Below are 19,900 nucleotides of genomic sequence, written 5' to 3'. Positions count from 1 at the left end.
GCGCGCGCGGACGCGGATCACGCACAGGTGCGCCCGTACGGGCTGGGTCCGTCAGACGCCGCCGGCCTTCAGCGCCGACGTGATCCGTACGACGCGTTCCGCCTGCACGCGTGCCGCGGTGCGGGCGGTGTCGTCCACCGGGTTGCCGCCCTGCGCGTCCACGTGGGAGGTGCCGTACGGGTTGCCGTCGGCGAACTTCGACGCGTCCGTGTAACCGGGGGCCACCACGAGGCCGCCGAAGTGGTGGACGGTGTTGTAGAGCGCGAGGAGCGTCGACTCTTGGCCGCCGTGCAGGGTGGCCGACGAGGTGAAGCCGCTGTAGACCTTGTCCGCGAGCTTTCCCTCCTGCCACAGGCCGCCGAGCTGGTCGAGGAACTGCTTCAGCTGCGAGGACACGTTCCCGTACCGGGTGGGGGTGCCGAACACCACGGCGTCCGCCCAGTCCATGTCGTCGGGCGCGGCCTCCGGGATGTCGGCGGTGGCACGCGCGTTCTCGGCCCACGCGGGGTTCGAGTCGATCGCGGCCTGCGGCGCCAGCTCGGTGACGCGACGGAGGCGTACTTCCGCGCCCGCGCGCTCCGCGACGTCGGCGATCTCCTTCGCGAGGGTGGCGATGGTGCCGGTGGCGGAGTAGTAGATGACGGCGATCTTGACGGGTGTGGCGGTGGCTGTGCTCATGTGCGGTGGCTCTCCGTTCCGTCGCGTGCGGACAGTGGCGACAGTGGTGTCTTTCAGGGCACTTCCATGGTGGGGCAGCGAGCCCAGTAGTACAAGCTTCAACATTTAAGTCGTGGGTCCGCCGTTCCCGTGCCGACGTCCCTGCGACCGCCGCAACGAGTGCCCTCGGGGAACCCTCGTACGCGCCCCACCCCGCACGTACGGCGACACGCGGGAGGGGCGACAACCGGCACGCGCGAGGGGCCCGCCCCTCGCGGGACGACCCCTCGGCGGAGGGCGCATGTGAGCAGCGCGCCCTCCGCCGCGACGCGACACCGTACGGTCAGTGCATCGCCACCAGCACCGGCTCAACCTCGGCGTCCTTCCCGCCGCTCGCCACGGCCGGTCCCGTCTTCCCGCCGCCGGCGGTGATGAACGTGAACGCGACCAGCGACGCGGTGGCCAGGATGCCGACCGCCCACCAGATCGCCGAGGTGTAGCCCTCGACCATGCCCTGGAGCTGTACGAGCCGCGCACCCTGCTCCGACGCCCCGGCCTGGGCCATGTGGTCGTCCAGGTACGTCGTGGTGGCGCTGGCGGCGATGGTGTTCAGCAGCGCCGTACCGATCGCGCCGCCCACCTGCTGCGAGGTGTTGACCATCGCGGAGGCGACACCGGCGTCCCTCGGGTCGATCCCGGCGGTGGCCAGCGACATCGCGGGCATGAACGCGGTGCCCATGCCCAGACCCAGCAGCAGCTGCGCCGGCAGGATCAGTGCCGGGTACGAGCTGTCCAGCTCCAGCTGCGTCAGCATCAGCATGGCGACGGCCGCGGCCAGGAAACCCGGACCCATCAGCAGCCGGGCCGGGACCCGCGTCATCAGGCGGGCGCCGATCTGCGTCGAACCCACGATCATGCCGGTGACCATCGGCAGGAACGCCAGCCCGGACTTCACCGGCGAGTAACCCTTCACGACCTGCAGGTAGTACGTCAGGAACAGGAAGAGGCCGAACATCCCGATCACGGCCAGCCCCATCGACAGGTAGATCCCGCCGCGGTTCCGGTCGAGCAGCACGCGCAGCGGCAGCAGCGGGGCGCGCACCTTCGACTCGACGAGGACGAACGCCGCGAGCAGCACGGCGGAGGCGACGAACATGCCGATGGTCCCACCGTCCGACCAGCCCTCCGCCTCGGCGCGCGTGAAGCCGTAGACCAGGGAGACCAGGCCCGTCGTGGACAGCAGCACGCCGGGGATGTCGAGCGGGGAGCGGTTGCGCGCACCCTCGGACTCGTGGATCACGGCGAACGCGCCGACAGCGGCGACGATCGCGAACGGGATGTTGACGAAGAACGTCCAGCGCCAGTTCAGGTACTCGGTGAGCACCCCGCCCAGGATCAGGCCGACGGCGCCGCCGCCGCCCGCGATGGCGCCGTAGATGCCGAACGCCTTCGCCCGCTCCTTCGACTCGGTGAACATCACCGCCAGGATCGACAGCGCGGCGGGCGCGAGCAGCGCGCCGAAGACGCCCTGGAGAGCGCGCGCGCCGAACATCATCCACGGCTCGGTCGCCGCCCCGCCGAGCGCGGACGCCCCGGCGAAACCGAGCAGACCGGTCACGAAGGTGTTCTTACGGCCCCACAGGTCCGCGATCCTGCCGCCGAACAGCAGCAGGCCACCGAAAGCCAGGGCGTACGCGGTGATGACCCACTGCCGGTTCCCGTTGGAGATCTCCAGGTCGGCCTGCGCGGAGGGGAGCGCGATGTTCACGATGGTCGCGTCGAGGACGACCATCAGCTGGGCTATCGCGATGAACGTCAGCGCTTTCCAGCGCTGGGGGTTGGGCTCTGTGACGGTTTTTGACATGGGAGTGGCTACCTCGCGGTGCTAAAAGTGCTCAAGGGTGAAAAACGGGCGCGTGTGGGCCGCGTTCGGGCACGGCTCGATGACGGTGGTGGCTCGTGGTGAGGGTGACGGGCGGCGACAGCACTGGCGCCGCGGGATGACTGCTGTTACTGACCGTCCGGACGGGCGCGACTCATCGGTCCGCCCTGTCCGCCCGGATGCTCTACGAGCGCTGCACGGGCACGCCGCCGCTCCTCAGATCCTCGAACGTGGCGCCGCTGCCCGGCAGTCGGGACCTGGCCGGTGCGCGCAGCCCGTCGAGGAAGATCTGGAGGTGACGGTGGACGAAGCGTTCGATCTCCGCACACCCGGTGCCCGGCAGCGGGCGCGCCAACTGGCTCAACGCCACCATCAGGTCACCGGAATCAACGTCGGGCCGCAGCTCGCCGGAGCGGCGCCCCCGGTCCATCAACGCCTGGGTGGCGTCCTCCAGGCGTTTCCTGGCGGCGGCGAACTCCGGCGCGTTCCCGTCGAGATGAGGTGTCAGCATCGGACAGAGCGCGCCGACCCGTTCCTCCGCGGCGTCGAAGACGAAGCGCCGCAACGCGTCGAACGCGCCCGGCACCTCCGCGTACGCCGCCTCAGCCCGCGACGCGACGCGATCCATCACGGACAGCACCACATGGCGGATGAGGGAGTCGCGGTCGGGGAAGTGGCGGTACAGCGTGGCGTTGCCCACTCCCGCGTCCCGCGCGATCTCGTCCAGCGGGACGTCCGGACCGTACTGGACGAACGCCTCGCGCGCGGCGTCGACGATCCGCTCGCGGTTCCGCAGCGCGTCCGCGCGCAACCGCGTACCCGTGGTGCCGTCGACTGCCGCTGCCGTCATGACTGCCACGCTCCTCTCGTACCGGCGATCCCGGTCGCTTCGCTGGTTCCGGTCGCACGGCCGGTGGCTCCGGTCGTTCGGAAGGGCCGGTGAAATCCGGGGAGTCAGTCCCCAGTTGTGCCGACGTCTGTGCAAACGGGGAGACCCTCCCCGGATATTTCGCGCCCACTTGTGTGCTGCGTCACACGCGCTGCCTAGGGTGAACGGATGCGCTTCACCGCGACCGTCCGCCGCTCCCGCCTCGCCCACCGCCACCTGCTCGCGCCCGGTTTCCGCGCGCGCGGAACGGAGGAAGTCGCGGAAGCACTCGTCGGACTGCACGCGACGGACGCGTCGACCGTGACCCTCTCCGCTTATGCGCGCCTCACCCAACCCACCATGGCCGACGTCGACAGGGCGCTGTACGAGGACCGCACGGTGCTGCGGATGCACTGCATGCGGCGCACCCTCTTCGCCGTCCCCACCGCACTCGCGCCGGTGTTCCACTTCTCCACGGCGCAGACCGTCGCCGCCCGGGAACGCGCTTCCCTGCTGAAGCGCCTCACCGCGGAGAACCCGCAGTGGGACGCCGACTGGCTGGCGGCCCCCGAACAGGCGGCGCTCGACGCGCTCGTACGCCTGGGGGAGAGCGGAGCCGAGGAGATCGCCGCCGAGGTGCCCGTGCTGCGGGAGACGGTGACACTCGCGCGCGGCAAGCCGTACGAGGCGAAACAGCGGGTCGGCGGCTGGGTGCTGCGGCTGCTCGCGATGGACGGCAGAGTGCGACGCGGGCGACCGCAGGGAGGCTGGACCTCGGGACGGTTCCGCTACTACGCCGCACCCGAACTGCCCGCGCTGGCACCGGCGGAGGCACGGGCCGAACTGGTACGCCGCTGGCTCGCTTCGTACGGGCCGGGGACGACGGACGACGTGAAGTGGTGGACGGGGTGGACCGTCGCGCACGTACGGGAAGGGCTGGCAGCCGTCGGGGCCGTGGCCGTCGAACTGGACGAGGGGAGCGGCTGGGTGCTTCCCGGTGACTACGGGGCGGGTGGTTACGTGCCGGAGGCCCGCGTCCCCGGAACGCCCGACGCACCGCGTGCGCGGAGGCCACGCGAGGACGCGACGGAGCCGTACGCGGCGCTGCTGCCGGGGCTCGATCCGACGACCATGGGCTGGAAGCACCGCGACTGGTACCTGGACCCCGTACACCGTCCGCTGCTCTTCGACACCAACGGCAACGGCGGGCCGACGGTGTGGTGGAACGGGGAGATCATCGGCGGCTGGGCCTGCCGTGCGGACGAGGAGATCGTCTGGCGGCAGCTCGCGGACCGGGGGCGGGAAGCTGCGGCCGCGGTCGACGCGGAGGCGGCGCGGCTGCGGACGTGGCTCGGAGAGGGGCGCTTCGTGCCGTCCTTCCCCACGCCGCTGGCGAGGGAACTGACGCGCTAGCCCGAGCGTTTAACCGTACAAGCCGGACATCGACGTCCGGGGGTGACGGGATCATGCCGGTGCGTGGCGGGGACCGATTCGCGGCCTTCGCGCAACCAGGCCGGGTCTTCGTTCGTCTTCACGGTCGGAGAGCGGCCAACGGCGGCACTCTCCGGGGGGTGGCAGATCGGCGCCGGACGTGGGCGGTCGGTCCGCCTGAGCCGTGACCGTGGCCGTTCAGTGCCTCGCGCGGGTGCGCGTGGAGCGCTCCGTCTCCGCCGGTCGAGCCCCACTCTCCGTCACGGTCATCTGTCCAGGTGGGGGCGCAGGATACTGCATGATCCGAAAAACGATGCGTCTTCTGGGAATTCTGTCCTGATTCCCGTCGTTGAATCCATCGGATGGGGGCACTTGAGAGGTCCGATCCGAGACACCGACCAGTTGTAGACACGCAAGGGAGCACGCATGGCAACCCGTGCCGTCGCCCGTCGTCAGGAAGCCGCCACCGGTGCCACTGACACGGCCAGCAGTGTTCGCGCCACCGGCGGCGGAGAAGTCGCGGACCGTGACCTGGTCGGCATGTATCTCGACGAGATCGCCCGCACTCCGCTGCTCGACGCCGCGAAGGAGGTCGAGCTGTCGCTCGACATCGAGGCGGGGGTGTACGCGAGGCGGATTCTCGACGGGGCCGAGACCAGCCCGTCCGACGACGCGCCCAGCGCGACGGCGGGCCGCGAGGAGCTGGAGGCGCTCGTCGTCCAGGGCGAGCGAGCCAAGGACGTCTTCATCCGGTCCAACCTCCGCCTGGTCGTCGCCGTCGCCCGCCGGTATCCGCGCAGCGGACTGCCGCTGCTGGACCTGATCCAGGAGGGCAACGCCGGTCTGGTGCGCGCGGTCGAGAAGTTCGACTACCAGAAGGGCTTCAAGTTCTCCACGTACGCGACCTGGTGGATCCGACAGGCCATCACCAGGTCCATCGCCGACCAGTCGCGCACCATCCGGCTGCCGGTCCACCTGGTGGAGGAGCTGGGCCGGATCAGGCGCGTGCAGCGGGAGTTCAACCGCGAGCACGGGCGCGAGCCGGAACACACCGAGATCGCGCAGGAGTTGGGCTCCACCCCGGAGCGGGTGGGCGACGTGCTGGACTGGGCGCGCGACCCGGTGAGCCTCAACATGTCCGTGGACGACGAGGGGGAGACACAGTTCGGTGACCTGCTGGAGGACACCTCGGCTGCTTCTCCGGAGCAATCCGTGCTGACGCTTCTGCGTCGCGAGGAACTGGACGATCTGATCGGACGCCTCGACCCCCGTACGGCCTCGATCATCAAGGCGCGCTACGGCATGGTCGACGGCCGCGAGCGGACGCTCACCGAGGTCGGGAAGCAGCACGGGCTGACGCGGGAGCGGATCCGCCAGATAGAGAAGCACGCACTGCTGGAGCTGAAGAAGCTGGCCCGGGACACGGGCTTCGACGCGGCGGCCTGACGGTCGCCGGACGGGCCGAGCCCCGATCACCGCCCCCCGGTGATCGGGGCTCGCTGCTGTCCGGGCGCGGTCACGGCGGCGACGTGCTCAGTGCGGTGGATCCGAACGTGTCTGTCCCATGCCTGCCTGCTGATCGCCGTGCCCGAACGTGTTTACTTCGGAGTTGCCCAGTCGTACTCTTCCGCTCAGGCCACACAAGCAGGCGCCGGACGGACACGAATCCACATGTATGCAGCTGAGCGACAGCAGGAGATCCTGCGCCTCGCCCACGAGAGCGGTCGGGTGGAGGTGCTGTCGCTCGCCGCCGAGTTCGAGGTGACGGCCGAAACGGTACGACGCGACCTCAAGACGCTCGACCGAGCCGGACTCCTGCGGCGGGTGCACGGCGGAGCCATCCCGGCTGGGAGGCTGGATTTCGAGCCTGACCTCACCGAACGTGAGGCGACCGCGCCGGACGAGAAGGACCGCATAGCCAAGGCCGCCGTAGCCGAGCTGCCACGGAGCGGCAGCGTGCTACTGGACGCCGGGTCCACGACCGGGCGGCTCGCCGCGGTGTTCCCCGTCAGCTCGACCCTGACGGTCCTCACCCACGCCCTGTCCCTGGCCGCGCGCCTTGCCGACCACCCCGGTATCGATCTGCACATCGTCGGCGGTCGGGTCAGGCATCGCACCCGCGCCGCCGTCGACGCCTGGGCGTTGCGCGCCTACGGCGAGATCAACGCGGACACCGCGTTCCTCGCCACCAACGGGTTCGCCGCGACGAGCGGACTCACCACGCCCGACCTCGCGGAGGCAGCCGTGAAACGTGCGCTCATGGCTGCAGCGCGCCGGGTGGTGCTACTGGCCGACTCCGCCAAGTTCCAGCAGGAGCACCTCGCACGGTTCGGTTCCCTCACCGACGTGGATCTGCTGATCACCGACACCGGACTGGACGTCCACGACGCCGCGGCCATCGAGCGCCAAGGCACACAGGTGAAGCGGGTTTGAGTGCCATGACGATCCTCACCGTCACCCCCAACCCGAGCCTCGACCGCACGTACGAGATACCCGCGCTCACTCGGCAGGCGGTACTCCGGGCCGCCACTGACCGGGTGGACCCCGGAGGCAAGGGCGTCAACGTCTCACGCGCCGTCGCCGCCGCCGGGCACCCGACCATCGCCGTACTGCCGCTGGGCGGCCCGGAGGGCGCACTGCTCACGCGGCTTCTCGACGCGCTCGGCATCGAGGTCGCCGGAGTCCCCGTACGAGGCTCCACCCGCGTCAACGTCGCTCTCGCCGAACCCGACGGCGCCCTCACGAAGATCAACGCTCCTGGCCCCGAGGTCACTGAACACGAGGCCGAAGCCCTGCTGGAAACCGTCCGAACGCGGACTGCCAGCGCTGACGCCGAGTGGATCGCCTGCTGCGGCAGCCTTCCCCGAGGACTTACCCCCGAGTGGTACGCGGAGCTCGTGTCCCGATCGCACCGTGCCGGAGCCCGTATCGCCCTGGACACCTCCGGGCCCGCCCTGAACGCCGCCCTCCGAGAGGGCCCGGACGTCGTCAAACCCAACGGCGACGAACTCGCCGAGGCAGTCGGCCGCCCCCTCACCACGGTCGGTGACGCGCTCAAGGCCGCTGAGGACGTACGGCACCACGGCGCGCGCGCCGTACTCGCCAGCCTCGGCGCGGTCGGCCAACTCCTCGTCGACGACACCGGTACGTACTTCGGCAGCGCACCCGTCCGTACCGTCCGCAGCGACGTGGGAGCCGGCGACGCCTCCCTTGCGGGATTCCTTGCCGCAGGTGGCCGAGGTCCCGAAGCGCTCGCCGCAGCCGTCGCACACGGTGCGGCCGCCGTCCAGCTTCCCGGCAGCGCGATGCCCACGCCCGGCGACCTGGATCGCGCGGCCGTCAACGTCACCACCGAGGTCCCTCTCGATCACCCCCTGTCCCACGGAGTCGTCCGATGAACCAGCTGATCACCGCGGACCTGGTCGCTCTCGGCCTGTCCGCGTCCACCAAGGAAGAAGCCACCCGCGCGCTTGCGGAACTGCTGGTGACGGCGGGCCGGGTGACGGACCTGGACGGATTCCTCGCCGATGTCGTCGCGCGCGAAGAGCAGATGCCGACCGGCTTGGACGGCGGCATAGGCATACCGCACTGCCGCAGCTCCCACGTCACCGAACCCACGCTGGCGTTCGGCCGTGCCGCAACCCCCGTCGACTACGGGGCTCCGGACGGTCCGGCCGACCTGATCTTCCTGATCGCCGCCCCCGACGGTGCCGACAGCGAGCACCTCACCATCCTGTCCAGCCTCGCCCGCCGCCTGATGGACCCGGAGTTCACCCAGGCGCTCCGTGACGCGTCCGAACCAGCCGCGGCAGCCCGTCTGATCCGCGGCGACGCGCCGCTCGCCACACTCGACGACAGCGAGAACGCCGCCGACAGCGGACCCGACGAACCCGCGGAACCGACTGAACCCACCCCCGACGGCCACCGAGGCGACGACGAGGCGTCCGAAACGGCAGCACCGCGCCACGAGTCCGGACAGACCCGCCAGCCCGGTCAGCGGGACGGCGCTGACGCCGGCCGGCTCAGCGGCGGTACCACCGAGCCGTTCCGTATCGTCGCCGTCACCTCCTGCCCTACCGGCATCGCGCACACCTACATGGCCGCCGAATCCCTGGAACGCGCCGCAGCTGAGGCAGAAGCGGCGATCGTCGTGGAAACCCAGGGCTCCGCCGGATTCGAGCGGCTGAGCCCAGCCACCATCTCCGCCGCGGACGGCGTGATCTTCGCCCACGACGTCGAGGTGCGGGAGAAAGAGCGGTTCGCGGGCAAGCCGACCGTCGACGTCGGAGTCAAGGCCGCCATCAGCAGGCCCGGTGAACTCGTCGCCGAAGTCCGCGAAAAGGCCGAGCGAGGTGAGATCACCGGCGGCTCCGCCCCGGCCCCCGTCGACTCCGGGGCGGAGTCCGGTGACGGCTACGGGACCCGGTTGCGCAAATGGTTGATGACCGGTGTCAGCTATATGGTGCCCTTCGTGGCCGCCGGTGGCCTGCTTATCGCCTTGGCCTTCGCAATCGGCGGCTACGAGATCAACGAAGCCCCATCCGTGGCCGACCACTTCGTGTGGACCGAGATCGACAGCTGGGCAGCGCTCTTCTTCCAGATCGGCAACGTCGCCTTCAGCTTCCTGATCCCCGTCCTGGCCGGATACATCGCGTACGGGATGGCCGACCGCCCCGGCCTCGTGCCCGGATTCGTCGGAGGCTCCATCGCGACCAGCATCGAGGCGGGCTTCCTCGGCGGTCTCGCCGCCGGACTGCTCGCGGGCGCCGTGGTGATGGCCATCCAGCGGGTGCGCATCCCGGCACCGCTGCGCGGTGTCATGCCGGTCGTCGTGATCCCGCTGATCTCGGCAGCGGTCGTCGGCGCCCTGATGTTCGTCGTGATCGGCAAGCCGATCGCCTCCGCACAGGACGCCATGACCGACTGGCTGGGTGGCCTGTCCGGCACCAACGCCGTCCTGCTCGGAGGGCTCCTCGGCCTCATGATGTGCTTCGACCTCGGCGGCCCGGTGAACAAGGTCGCCTACGCCTTCGCCACCGGTGGTATCGCCTCCGCCGACCCCAGCCAGGGCAGCCTCAAGGTGATGGCCGCGGTGATGGCCGCCGGTATGGTGCCGCCGCTCGGCATGGCACTGGCAACGACCGTACGCCGCAGGCTGTTCACCAAGACGGAGCAGGAGAACGGGAAGGCCGCCTGGGTGCTCGGCGCGTCCTTCATCACCGAGGGCGCCATCCCCTTCGCCGCCGCCGACCCGCTGCGGGTCATCCCCTCCGCGATGGCGGGCGGTGCCGTCACCGGTGCCCTGTCCATGGCCTTCGGCAGCACCCTCCGGGCTCCGCACGGCGGCGTTTTCGTCGTGCCGCTGATCGGCCAGCCGGTGCTCTACCTCCTGGCCGTTGCCGTCGGTACGGCAGTCACGACCGGTCTCGTCATCGTGCTCAAGGAAGCCCGTACGAGTGCGTCGCAGGTCCCGGGAGCGCCGGACGAGACGCTCGGCGAGGACAGCAAGGTCGCCGTCGCAGCCTGACGGTCCGGCGTTCAGGGGCTGCCGTACAGCTCGCGGTACGACGGGAACACCCCGCCTGGCCCGTCGACGCTCTCCGCCGCGAGGACCGCCCGTACGACTGACCGCGTCAGTACGTCCGCCCCCGCGCCCAGCAGTTCGTTCAGGGCGGCGCCGTCCACCGGTTGCTGGCAGGTCGCGAGGGTGAAGACGCTGTCGCCGTCGTTGAGGAGGTGGGTCGGACGGACGGCCCGTGCCAGGCCGTCGTGTGCCGTCCCCGCGAGCTTCTGCGCCTGGGCGCGGGTCAGTTCGGCGTCCGTCGCCACGACGGCAAGCGTGGTGTTGAGCGATGGCCGTACGGTCGCGTTCAGGCGACGGGCCGACTCCTCGCGGGCCGCGTCGAGCCTCCGCTGTGCTTCGGCGTGCTGCTCCGGGGACGGATACGGGGGACGGCCCGCGTCCCAGAGGTCGCCGTACAGGACGCCGCTGCCCGGGGCCAGTACCGACCCCACCGCGTTCACGGCTGCCAGCGCTGCCACCGTCACCCCGGACGGCAGGACGGTGCTCGCGGAACCCACGCCGCCCTTGAGGCCGCCCGCCACCGCGCCCGTTCCGGCACCGACGTTGCCCTGCAGCACCGTCGAGGAGGCGTTCGCGGCCGCCTCGCGGCCCAGCCCCGCGTCCGGCCGGGCGTGCCAGTCGCCGCCGCGGCCCAGGTCGAAGAGGCAGGCCGCCGGCACCACAGGTACGACATGGGTTGGATCGTCGTCGATACGGAAACCGCGCCCCCGCTCCTCCAACCAGGAGACGACGCCGGAGACCGCGTCCAGCCCGAAGGCGCTGCCGCCGGTCAGCACCACGGCTTCGACGCGCTGCACCAGATTGCGCGGGTCCAGCGCGTCCGTCTCCCGCGTACTCGGGCCACCGCCGCGCACGTCCACCGCGGCCACCGCGCCGCCCTCGGGCGCGAGCACCACCGTCGTCCCCGTCAGCCAGCCGTCGCCTGCCCGTTGGGCCTGCCCGACCAGCAGACCCCGTACATCCGTCAGCGAGTCCATGGGGGCAATGGTGCCCGTACCCTGATGGCATGAGCACCCGACCCGAGCCGTCCGAGCACCTGGTCTTCGACGACCCGCTGGGGGAGGAGTCGTCGGACACCGGACGGCTCTGGGGCAGGTCCGACGACGACGGCTGGGGCGAGCGGCCCGCCGACGGCGGCGGTGGCGCGTCGGACCTCGCGCGGTTCCTGGACGAGAAGCCGCCGCACCACCTCTGACCCGTCGCTCCCGGCGGACCCGCTACTTCTGTGTGGAGATCCCGCCCCCGGGTGCTGCACCATCGCTGTCGGTCCCCCCGGGACTGCCCGCCCGCTGCGCGCCCAGGGCCGCCGCCGCGTCGTGCGAGCCGATCCGCTGCGCGACCAGCGCGTCGCGGATCTCCGTCAGCAGCTGAACCTCGGTGGGCCCGGTCTCGGTCTCGACCACCGGGTTCCGTGCCGCCTGCCGCTCCTTGAACCTGGTCATGGGCAGAATCATCAGGAAGTAGACGACGCCCGCCGTGATCAGGAAGGTCAGGGACGCGCTCAGCACCGTCCCCCAGCTGATCGGGACGCCGCTGACCGTCTCCCCCGTGGTCGGGTCGACTTCGCAGGGACCGCGTAGGCAGGAACGGTAGGCGTCCAGGTTCTTCGTGCCGATCGCGCCGACGAGGGGGTTGATGAACCCCTTCACGACAGAGTCGACGATCTTGCTGAAAGCGGTGCCGACCACGACGGCAACGGCCAGTTCGACCACGTTGCCCCGCATCAGGAAGTCCCTGAAGCCTGTCAGGAGCCCCGGCTTTTCGTCGCTCAACGGAATGCCTCTTCTCGTACCACTGCAACCCACGGGAAACGGAACGCCGAATACCGTGCACGATCTTTGACAGGAATGTCCAATCTCCAACTCCTCGGATCAGCACAGAGTCACCGCCAGCAGGGAGTTCACGGTGGCACCCGCCAGCTTGTCGGCGGTCGGACGGGCGACCGCGAGTACGACGAGCGCCCCCTCCTCGGCCGAGGATTCACCCGCTTCGGGGACCTGTTCCACGCGTGCGGCGCGCGTCACCACCCGTGCCGGGCCCGCGTCCGTCGGGATCGCGATGACATCCACGCGGTCGCCGCGGCGCAGCAGCCGTACGGTGTCCGCGTCCGCGACGCGGATGGGCGCCGACACCGTCTCGTGGCCCGATGTTGTGGACGGGCCGGTACGGCCGCCGCTCGGCCCGCTGGCGCGTTTCTCCCCGTGGGGCGACTCGGAAGCCCCGCGTGCCGGAACGGCTTCCGGCCGTGCGTGCGCTTCCGGTTCGGCAGCCGGCCCCGCAGCGGATGTCGTAGGGGCGTCACGCCCCTGTGTCGCGGTGGCCGCGAGGGCCGTGGCCGCCACCGCGAGCCCGGCGGCCAGCGTGCCCCGTCGTCGCCGCACGGCCCGCCGCAGACGGTGCCGACCGTCGCCGCGCCCGCAGCCCGCGCGGATCGGTTCGAAGTCCGGTACGCGTCCCGCCAACGGACCGCCACCGGGCGCCGGACGTACGTCAACGGATGGGCGGGTCCTCTCCGGGCCGGAGGCACGTCGCGGGCCCGAGCCGGTGCCGCGACGACGGGCGAGTCGGGAGAGGCCGCGGGCCCGACCGGAACGCGCGTTGGGGTTTCTGGACATGACGAGCACCGCCTGCCGTGAGGGGGACCAGACTTCGGCCCTACCGTGCACGGTTTCTGCGGATCTCGCTCAAGCCTGTGGACAACTCAGTGGCTGTGGAAAACCGCATCACTCACAGGAGTAACGGCCGCCCCAGCAAGCTCTCCTGCCACATCTGCCCCGGCGCCGCACCGCACCGCGGCGAACGGATCCCACCGGAGGCGACAGCCAAAGGAAGCGGCTCAGGAAGGCAGCTTGATGCCCGGCTCGAAGCCGTCCAGCGACCTGGCGCACCCGCAGGTCGGTTCGGTCGGCAGGTTCCGCACGGTGTCGAAGAGGACGTCCCGGAGCCGTCCCACGTTCTGCCCGAACACCTCCAGTACCTCCTCGTGGGAGACGCCCTCACCCGTCTCCGCGCCCGCGTCCAGGTCGGTGACCAGGGCCAACGCCGCGTAGCACATGCCGAGTTCGCGCGCGAGTACGGCTTCCGGATGTCCGGTCATGCCGACGACCGACCAGCCCTGTGCCGCGTGCCAGCGCGATTCCGCGCGGGTGGAGAAGCGGGGTCCCTCGACGACGCACAGGGTGCCGCCGTCGACCGGTTCCCAGTCGCGGCTGCGCGCTGCCGTCAGCGCCGCCTCGCGGCCGGTCTGGCAGTACGGGTCGGCGAAGGTCACGTGTACGACGTTGGGCCGTGAGCCGTCGGGCAGCGGCTCCCCGTCGAAGTACGTCTGCACGCGGGCCTTGGTGCGGTCCACCAGCTGGTCCGGGACGACCAGGGTGCCGGGCCCGTACTCGGGCTGCAGCCCACCGACCGCGCACGGTGCGAGGACCTGCCGGACGCCGGTCGCGCGCAGGGCCCACAGATTGGCGCGGTAGTTGATGCGGTGGGGCGGCAGATGGTGCTTGCGTCCGTGCCGGGGCAGGAACGCCACCTTTCTGCCGCCGAGTTCACCGAGGAAGAGCGAGTCGCTGGGCGGCCCGTACGGTGTCTCGACCGTGACCTCCGTCACGTCGTCGAGAAACGAGTAGAAGCCGGAACCGCCGATGACGCCGATCTCTGCCTGTTCGCTCATGCGCTCACCCTAAGGGGCGCTCCTGAGCGCGTACGGTCAGGCTGCCGAGGTGCTCTTCGTGCTCTTGCTGCCGCTCTTGTCCGAAGACGTGGAGGACGAGCCGGAGTCCGACGAACCGGACGACTTCGACGCGCCGGAGTCCGAGGACGAGCCGTTGGACGAACCCGACGACGAGGACCCGTTGGACGAGGAGTCCGACGACGACGAGGACGGGCTGGCCGCAGAGCTGCTCGACGAGGTGTTGCGGCTGTCGTTCCGGTAGAAACCGGAGCCCTTGAAGACGATGCCGACCGCCGAGAACACCTTCTTCAGGCGGCCCTCGCAGTTCGGGCACTCCGTGAGCGAGTCATCGGTGAACTTCTGCACCACCTCGAGGCCCTCGCCGCACTCGGTGCACTGGTACTGGTAGGTCGGCACTTCTTCCTCCTGGCACTCTTACCTGTGGAGTGCTAACGACGCTCTATCGTGCAGTATTTCCGCTGCATAGTCCACCGGACGCGGATCACGGTCTCGGCACGCGCGCGCGGTGGCCGTTCCAGGCCGCGCCGGGGCGTGCGAGTCGTACGGGCTGCCTCAGTGCGGTGCCGCGGTGCTGCCGCCCGTGCCCAGCCAGCCCGCCAGCTTGCCGCCCCGGCCGACGGCCAACAGCCGCCGTTCCGCCGCGTCCTGCACCGTGTCCGTCGCGACCACCAGCAGTTCGTCGCCCCGTTTCAATATCGTCGTAGGGAGGGGGACGAAGCTGGTGCCGTCCCGTACGACGAGGGTGACGGCGGCGCCCGGCGGCAGGCGCAGTTCCGTGACCTCCACGCCGTGCATCCGCGATCCCTTCGGGATGGCCACCGACAGCAGATGGCCGCGCAGCCGCTCCAGGGGTGCGGATTCGATGTCGACGTCCTGCGGGCCACCCGAGTCGTGCAGTCGGAGCTTGCCCGCCAGCCACGGCAGGGTCGGTCCCTGGAGCAGGGTGAAGACCACGACCAGGACGAAGACGATGTTGAAGATCCGTTCGCTGCCCGGCACTCCGGCCACCATCGGGATGGTCGCCAGCACGATGGGCACCGCTCCGCGGAGCCCCGCCCAGGAGAGCAGTGCCTGCTCCTGCCACGGCGACCGGAACGGCAGCAGGCTGAGCAGCACCGACAGTGGGCGCGCCACCAGGGTCAGCGCTAGTCCGATGACGAGTGCGGGCCCGATGTCGTCCGCCAGGTCGTGCGGTGTGACCAGCAGCCCGAGCAGGACGAACAGGCCGATCTGCGCCAGCCAGGCGAGCCCGTCGGCGAAGCCGCGTACGGCCGGACGGTGGGGCAGTTTCGCGTTGCCAAGGACGAGCGCGGTCAGGTAGACGGCGAGGAATCCGCTGCCGTGCGCGGTCGCGCCACCGGCGTAGGCGAGTACGCAGAGGGAGAGTACGGCGATCGGGTACAGGCCGGAGGCGGGGAGCGCCACCCGCCGTAGTCCGTACGCCCCCAGCTTGCCGACGACGAGCCCGACGACGAGTCCGATCGCCAGCTCCAGCACGATCTCGGCCACCAACACGTACCACACGGGCGTCTCGTGGCCGGCTTCAGAGAGGGCGACGACGAGGATGACCACGGGTGCGTCGTTGAAGCCCGATTCGGCTTCCAGGGTGCCCGTCACGCGTTGGGGCAACGGGACCCTGCGCAGGACGGAGAACACGGCGGCGGCGTCGGTGGAGGACACCACCGCGCCCATGATGAGCGCCGCCTGCCAGTCCAGTCCGACCATGAAGTGGGCGGCGCTGGCCACGACCCCGACGCTCGCCCCGACACCGACGGTGGCCAGTGCGGCGGCGGCGGGGACGGCGGGGCGGATCTCCCGCCAGCGCGTGCCGAGGCCGCCTTCGGCGAGGATCACGACGAGGGCGGCGTAGCCGAGGGCGCGGGTGAGTTCGGCGTCGTCGAAGGCGAGGCCGAAGCCGTCCTGGCCTATGGCGACGCCGATGCCGAGATAGATGAGGAGGCTGGGGAGCCCGGTACGGGCCGAGAGGCGGATCGCGCCCATCGCGAAGAGCAGGACGACGGCGCTGATCAGCATGAGCTGATTGAGGTGGTCGATACTCAGGGGCCGCTCCTCCCGCTAGTTCGTTCGCATGGCTAACAATTTACCATCGCTTGAATCTTGAACCCACTCGGGAGTCCCGTGTGACGCCTCATCAGCCGCACCCACGCCCCTCCGGCGCCCCACTCCCCTGAGTCCCTGTCGGGCCGCTCACCGGTTCGGCCTATGGTTGCTCCAGCACTGCCCAGGACCACCTGCCCCTCGAAGGACAGCGATGCCCGCCAAGAAGACCTCACGACGCGCCCGTCTGATCGTCATCGCCGTCGTGTTGCTGCTCGTGGGGGGTCTCGGCTTCGGCGCGTACTGGAGCATCGGCACCGTCCGCGATTCCTTTCCGCAGACGACCGGGTCGCTCAAGATCAAGGCCCTCAAGGACCCGGTGACCGTCAAGCGCGACGGCAAGGGCGTGCCGCAGCTGTACGCCGACAACCCCCATGACCTCTTCCTCGCCCAGGGATTCGTGCAGGCGCAGGACCGCTTCTGGGAGATGGACGTACGCCGCCACACGACGTCCGGACGACTGTCGGAGATGTTCGGCGACGGGCAGGTGAAGACCGACGCGTTCCTGCGCACCATGGGCTGGCGCAAGGTGGCGGAGCAGGAGTACGCGCGGCTGCCCGCGACGACCAAGGAGTACCTCCAGGCGTACGCGGACGGCGTCAACGCCTACCTGGCGGACCACGAGGGCTCGGCCGCGTCGGTCGAGTACGCCGCGCTGGAACTCAAGCACGGCTACGCCCCGGAACGTTGGGACCCCGTCGACTCGGTCGCCTGGCTGAAGGCCATGGCGTGGGACCTGCGGGGCAACATGCAGGACGAGATCGACCGGGCCCTGATGACCAGCCGTCTGAAGCCGGAGCAGATCGAGGACCTCTACCCGGAGTACCCCACCAGCCGCAACAAGCCGATCGTCGAGGGTGGTTCCGTCAACGACGCCACCGACGAGTACGAGCCGGGGAGCGACAGCGCGGGGACGACGCCGGACGGTGGCACCGAGTCCGGCGCCGGTACGGAGTCCGGCGCGGGTACGGAGTCGGGTACGGGTGCCGACCCGGCCGCCGATCCCGCCGCGGCGGACGCGGTGGAAGGCGCGGGCACCCAGCTCGGCGCCGCCGCCGACGCCCTGGACAAGGTCCCCGGCATGCTCGGGCCGAACGGCAGTGGCATCGGCTCCAACTCGTGGGTGGTCTCCGGTAAGTACACGGTGACCGGGAAGCCCCTGCTGGCGAACGACCCGCACCTGGCTCCGCAACTGCCCTCGGTCTGGTACCAGATGGGCCTCCACTGCAACAGCGTCGACGCCAGTTGCCCGTTCGACGTGTCCGGGTTCACGTTCTCCGGGATGCCCGGTGTCGTCATCGGCCACAACCAGAACATCTCCTGGGGCATGACCAACCTGGGCGCGGACGTGAGCGACCTCTATCTGCAGAAGATCGAGGACGGTGAGTACCTGTACGACGGAAAGCAGGTGCCGTTCAAGACCCGCAAGGAGGTCATCAAGGTCGCGGGGGGCAAGAGCCGCGAGATCACCGTCCGGGAGACGAACAACGGGCCGATCATCTCCGACCGCGACGACGAACTCGCGCAGGTCGGTGAGGAGGCGCCCGTCGGCCTCTCCGCGCCCGACCGCGGCGACGGCTACGCGGTGTCCCTCCGGTGGACCGCGCTGACCGCGTCGAAGACGATGAACGCCGTCTTCAAGCTGAACGCGGCCTCCGACTTCAAGCAGTTCCGCGCGGCCGCCCGCGACTTCGCCGTCCCCTCGCAGAACCTCATCTACGCCGACACCGAGGGCAACATCGGCTACCAGGCGCCGGGCGCCATCCCCGTACGCGGCAAGGGCGACGGCCGCTACCCGGCGCCCGGCTGGGACCCCGACTACCGCTGGACCGGCTACGTCCCGCAGTCCGCGCTCCCTTGGGAGTACAACCCCTCCCGCGGCTACATCGTGACCGCCAACCAGGCGGTCACGGACCCGGACAAGTACCCGTACCTGCTGACGGACGACTGGGGTTACGGCGCCCGCAGCCAGCGCATCAACGACCTCATCCAGAAGAAGACCGAGGACGGCGGGAAGATCTCCACGCAGGACATGCAGGACATGCAGCTCGACGACAGCAGCGAGATCGCCCGGCTGCTGGTGCCGTACCTGCTGGAGATCGACGTCAAGGACGGTTACGTACGCGAGGCCCAGGAACTCCTCCGCGGCTGGGACTTCACGCAGGACGCGGACTCGGCCGCCGCCGCCTACTTCAACGCCGTCTGGCGGAACACGCTCAAGTTGGCCTTCGGCAACAAGCTGCCGAAGGAGCTGCGGGTGGAGGGCGAGTGCCTGCGGGTGCCCCCGGCCGACGAGTCCGGGCCGCTGGAGGACCTGGACGGCGACTCGGAGCTGGTGGAGGAGTGCGGCAAGCGGGACGCGGACGCGGCGCAGCCCGACGGCGGCGACCGCTGGTTCGAGGTCGTGCGCAAGCTGGTCCAGAAGCCGGACAGCCACTGGTGGAAGACCACCGGCAACAGGATCGAGCCGGGCGACAAGAACCGCGACGAACTCCTCGGGCACGCCATGAAGGACGCCCGCTGGGAGCTGACGTCCAAGCTCGGCAAGGACATCGACACGTGGTCGTGGGGACGCCTGCACCGCCTGATGCTCAAGAACCAGACCCTCGGCACGGAGGGACCCGGTTTCGTGCAGTGGCTCCTCAACCGTGGCCCCTGGGACCTGGGAGGAGGTGAAGCGACGGTGAACGCCACCGGCTGGAACGCCGCGGGCGGTTACGACGTCACCTGGGTGCCTTCGATGCGGATGGTGGTCAACCTGGCCGACTTCGACGAGTCGAGCTGGATCAACCTCACCGGCGCCTCCGGGCACGCGTACCACCCCAACTACGTGGACCAGACGGACGCATGGGCGAACGGGGAGCAACTGCCGTGGGCCTTCACGGAGGGTGCGGTCGAGAAGGGGACGGACGACAAGATGGCGCTCACCCCGTAATCGCGCACAGGCGGCGCCGTTCCGGACGGCAGGTGCGGGCCGTACCTGCCGTCCCTCCGCACGCTTCTGTCGTCCCTCCGTTCCGCGAAATATCCTTTCCGTTACGACTGTTCGCGGGTTTCGGCCCTCTCCGCGCGGGCGGTGAAGCGATGTACGCCCGAGGGGGTGACCGCCGCCGTCACCGGCCGGTCGTGCGGTTCCGCGGGCACCCTCGGCAGCACCTCGCCGTCGTACAGCAACACCACCAGTGCCGGTGCCGCGCCCGCCGCGGCCAGGCGCGTCAGCACCCTGTCGTACGAGCCGCCGCCACGCCCCAGCCGCATCCCGGCGGCGTCCACGGCCAGCCCCGGCAGCAGCACCACGTCCGCCTCCGTCACGGCGTCCGGCGTGAGGTAAGGCCCGGCGGGTTCCAGCAGGCCCCGCCCGCGGGCGGCGGGCCGGAGGGAGTCCGCGCCGCCATACACGCCCCAGTCGAGGTCGTCGTCCGCGAGCAGCACGGGCAACAGCACCCGTGTGCCCGCCTCGCGCAGTGCGTCCAGGAGCGGCCGGGTGCCCGGTTCGCGTCCGACGGAGACGTACGCGGCGACCGTACGGGCCGCCGCGACCTCCGGCAGATCCCGTGCCCTCCGGGAGAGAACCAACGGGGCCGTTTCCGCGTCTTCCCACGGCAACCGGGTTCTCCCGGCGAGGATCTGTCGGCGCAACTCGCGCTTCGCGAAGTCGGCATCATTCAC

General features: G+C 70.4%; 17 protein-coding genes. 7 read left to right on the top strand and 10 right to left on the bottom strand.

What is annotated here, in order from left to right; translation table 11 throughout:
* Positions 1-51: 51 nt before the first annotated feature.
* The 3 genes from wrbA to D7M15_RS11070 form a co-directional block, all read right to left on the bottom strand.
* Positions 52-678 (bottom strand): NAD(P)H:quinone oxidoreductase, encoded by a 627-nt coding sequence (gene wrbA / locus D7M15_RS11080; RefSeq protein ID WP_121517359.1) that lies wholly within the window; start codon positions 676-678, stop codon positions 52-54.
* Between the two features lie 322 nt (positions 679-1,000).
* The gene (locus tag D7M15_RS11075; RefSeq protein WP_121517358.1) at positions 1,001-2,521 is read right to left on the bottom strand and encodes an MFS transporter; all 1,521 of its coding nucleotides are present in this window, start codon (positions 2,519-2,521) and stop codon (positions 1,001-1,003) included.
* A 202-nt stretch (positions 2,522-2,723) separates the two neighbouring features.
* Complete coding sequence (locus D7M15_RS11070) at positions 2,724-3,389, bottom strand: TetR/AcrR family transcriptional regulator (protein WP_121517357.1); 666 nt, start codon at positions 3,387-3,389, stop codon at positions 2,724-2,726.
* A gap of 207 nt (positions 3,390-3,596) precedes the next feature.
* On the opposite strand from D7M15_RS11070, the gene D7M15_RS11065 reads away from it, so the two are divergent.
* From D7M15_RS11065 to D7M15_RS11045, 5 genes are all read left to right on the top strand, one after another.
* Positions 3,597-4,820, top strand: coding sequence for a winged helix DNA-binding domain-containing protein (locus D7M15_RS11065; RefSeq protein WP_121517356.1), 1,224 nt, complete (start codon positions 3,597-3,599; stop codon positions 4,818-4,820).
* Between the two features lie 444 nt (positions 4,821-5,264).
* Positions 5,265-6,284 (top strand): sigma-70 family RNA polymerase sigma factor, encoded by a 1,020-nt coding sequence (locus tag D7M15_RS11060; protein WP_121517355.1) that lies wholly within the window; start codon positions 5,265-5,267, stop codon positions 6,282-6,284.
* Positions 6,285-6,509: 225 nt separating this feature from the next.
* The gene (locus D7M15_RS11055; protein WP_121517354.1) at positions 6,510-7,271 is read left to right on the top strand and encodes a DeoR/GlpR family DNA-binding transcription regulator; all 762 of its coding nucleotides are present in this window, start codon (positions 6,510-6,512) and stop codon (positions 7,269-7,271) included.
* Positions 7,272-7,276: 5 nt separating this feature from the next.
* Positions 7,277-8,236, top strand: coding sequence for a 1-phosphofructokinase (pfkB, locus tag D7M15_RS11050; protein WP_121517353.1), 960 nt, complete (start codon positions 7,277-7,279; stop codon positions 8,234-8,236).
* Complete coding sequence (locus tag D7M15_RS11045; protein ID WP_121517352.1) at positions 8,233-10,365, top strand: fructose-specific PTS transporter subunit EIIC; 2,133 nt, start codon at positions 8,233-8,235, stop codon at positions 10,363-10,365. The genes pfkB and D7M15_RS11045 overlap by 4 nt, the downstream gene beginning before the upstream one ends.
* Before the next feature lie 11 nt (positions 10,366-10,376).
* Here D7M15_RS11045 and D7M15_RS11040 read toward each other — a convergent pair whose 3' ends face one another.
* Complete coding sequence (locus D7M15_RS11040) at positions 10,377-11,399, bottom strand: P1 family peptidase (RefSeq protein WP_121517351.1); 1,023 nt, start codon at positions 11,397-11,399, stop codon at positions 10,377-10,379.
* A gap of 29 nt (positions 11,400-11,428) precedes the next feature.
* Between D7M15_RS11040 and D7M15_RS11035 the strand changes: the two genes are divergently transcribed.
* The gene (locus D7M15_RS11035; RefSeq protein ID WP_121517350.1) at positions 11,429-11,617 is read left to right on the top strand and encodes a hypothetical protein; all 189 of its coding nucleotides are present in this window, start codon (positions 11,429-11,431) and stop codon (positions 11,615-11,617) included.
* Between the two features lie 22 nt (positions 11,618-11,639).
* On the opposite strand, the gene D7M15_RS11030 is transcribed toward D7M15_RS11035, so the two are convergent.
* The 5 genes from D7M15_RS11030 to D7M15_RS11010 form a co-directional block, all read right to left on the bottom strand.
* Positions 11,640-12,194 (bottom strand): MscL family protein, encoded by a 555-nt coding sequence (locus D7M15_RS11030; RefSeq protein WP_121517349.1) that lies wholly within the window; start codon positions 12,192-12,194, stop codon positions 11,640-11,642.
* Between the two features lie 99 nt (positions 12,195-12,293).
* Positions 12,294-12,554: a hypothetical protein gene (locus tag D7M15_RS28980; protein ID WP_240649234.1), complete on the bottom strand. Its 261-nt coding sequence runs from the start codon at positions 12,552-12,554 to the stop codon at positions 12,294-12,296.
* Between the two features lie 704 nt (positions 12,555-13,258).
* Positions 13,259-14,092 carry an S-methyl-5'-thioadenosine phosphorylase gene (locus D7M15_RS11020; RefSeq protein ID WP_121517348.1) on the bottom strand — a complete coding sequence of 278 codons (834 nt, stop codon included), beginning with the start codon at positions 14,090-14,092 and terminating at the stop codon, positions 13,259-13,261.
* Positions 14,093-14,128: 36 nt separating this feature from the next.
* Positions 14,129-14,509 carry an FmdB family zinc ribbon protein gene (locus D7M15_RS11015; protein WP_121517347.1) on the bottom strand — a complete coding sequence of 127 codons (381 nt, stop codon included), beginning with the start codon at positions 14,507-14,509 and terminating at the stop codon, positions 14,129-14,131.
* Positions 14,510-14,665: 156 nt separating this feature from the next.
* Entirely contained in the window at positions 14,666-16,174 is a 1,509-nt protein-coding gene (locus D7M15_RS11010) for a potassium/proton antiporter (RefSeq protein ID WP_276314484.1), read from the bottom strand.
* Between the two features lie 211 nt (positions 16,175-16,385).
* Between D7M15_RS11010 and D7M15_RS11005 the strand changes: the two genes are divergently transcribed.
* Positions 16,386-19,166, top strand: a complete 2,781-nt coding sequence (locus tag D7M15_RS11005) for a penicillin acylase family protein (protein WP_121517345.1) — start codon at positions 16,386-16,388, stop codon at positions 19,164-19,166.
* Between the two features lie 101 nt (positions 19,167-19,267).
* On the opposite strand, the gene D7M15_RS11000 is transcribed toward D7M15_RS11005, so the two are convergent.
* Complete coding sequence (locus D7M15_RS11000; RefSeq protein ID WP_121517344.1) at positions 19,268-19,900, bottom strand: 5-formyltetrahydrofolate cyclo-ligase; 633 nt, start codon at positions 19,898-19,900, stop codon at positions 19,268-19,270.

Origin of the sequence: Streptomyces sp. Z26 (assembly GCF_003665095.1) — a bacterium.
Taxonomy (GTDB): Bacteria; Actinomycetota; Actinomycetes; order Streptomycetales; family Streptomycetaceae; genus Streptomyces; species Streptomyces phytohabitans.
This window is presented reverse-complemented; position numbering and strand designations above follow the sequence as displayed.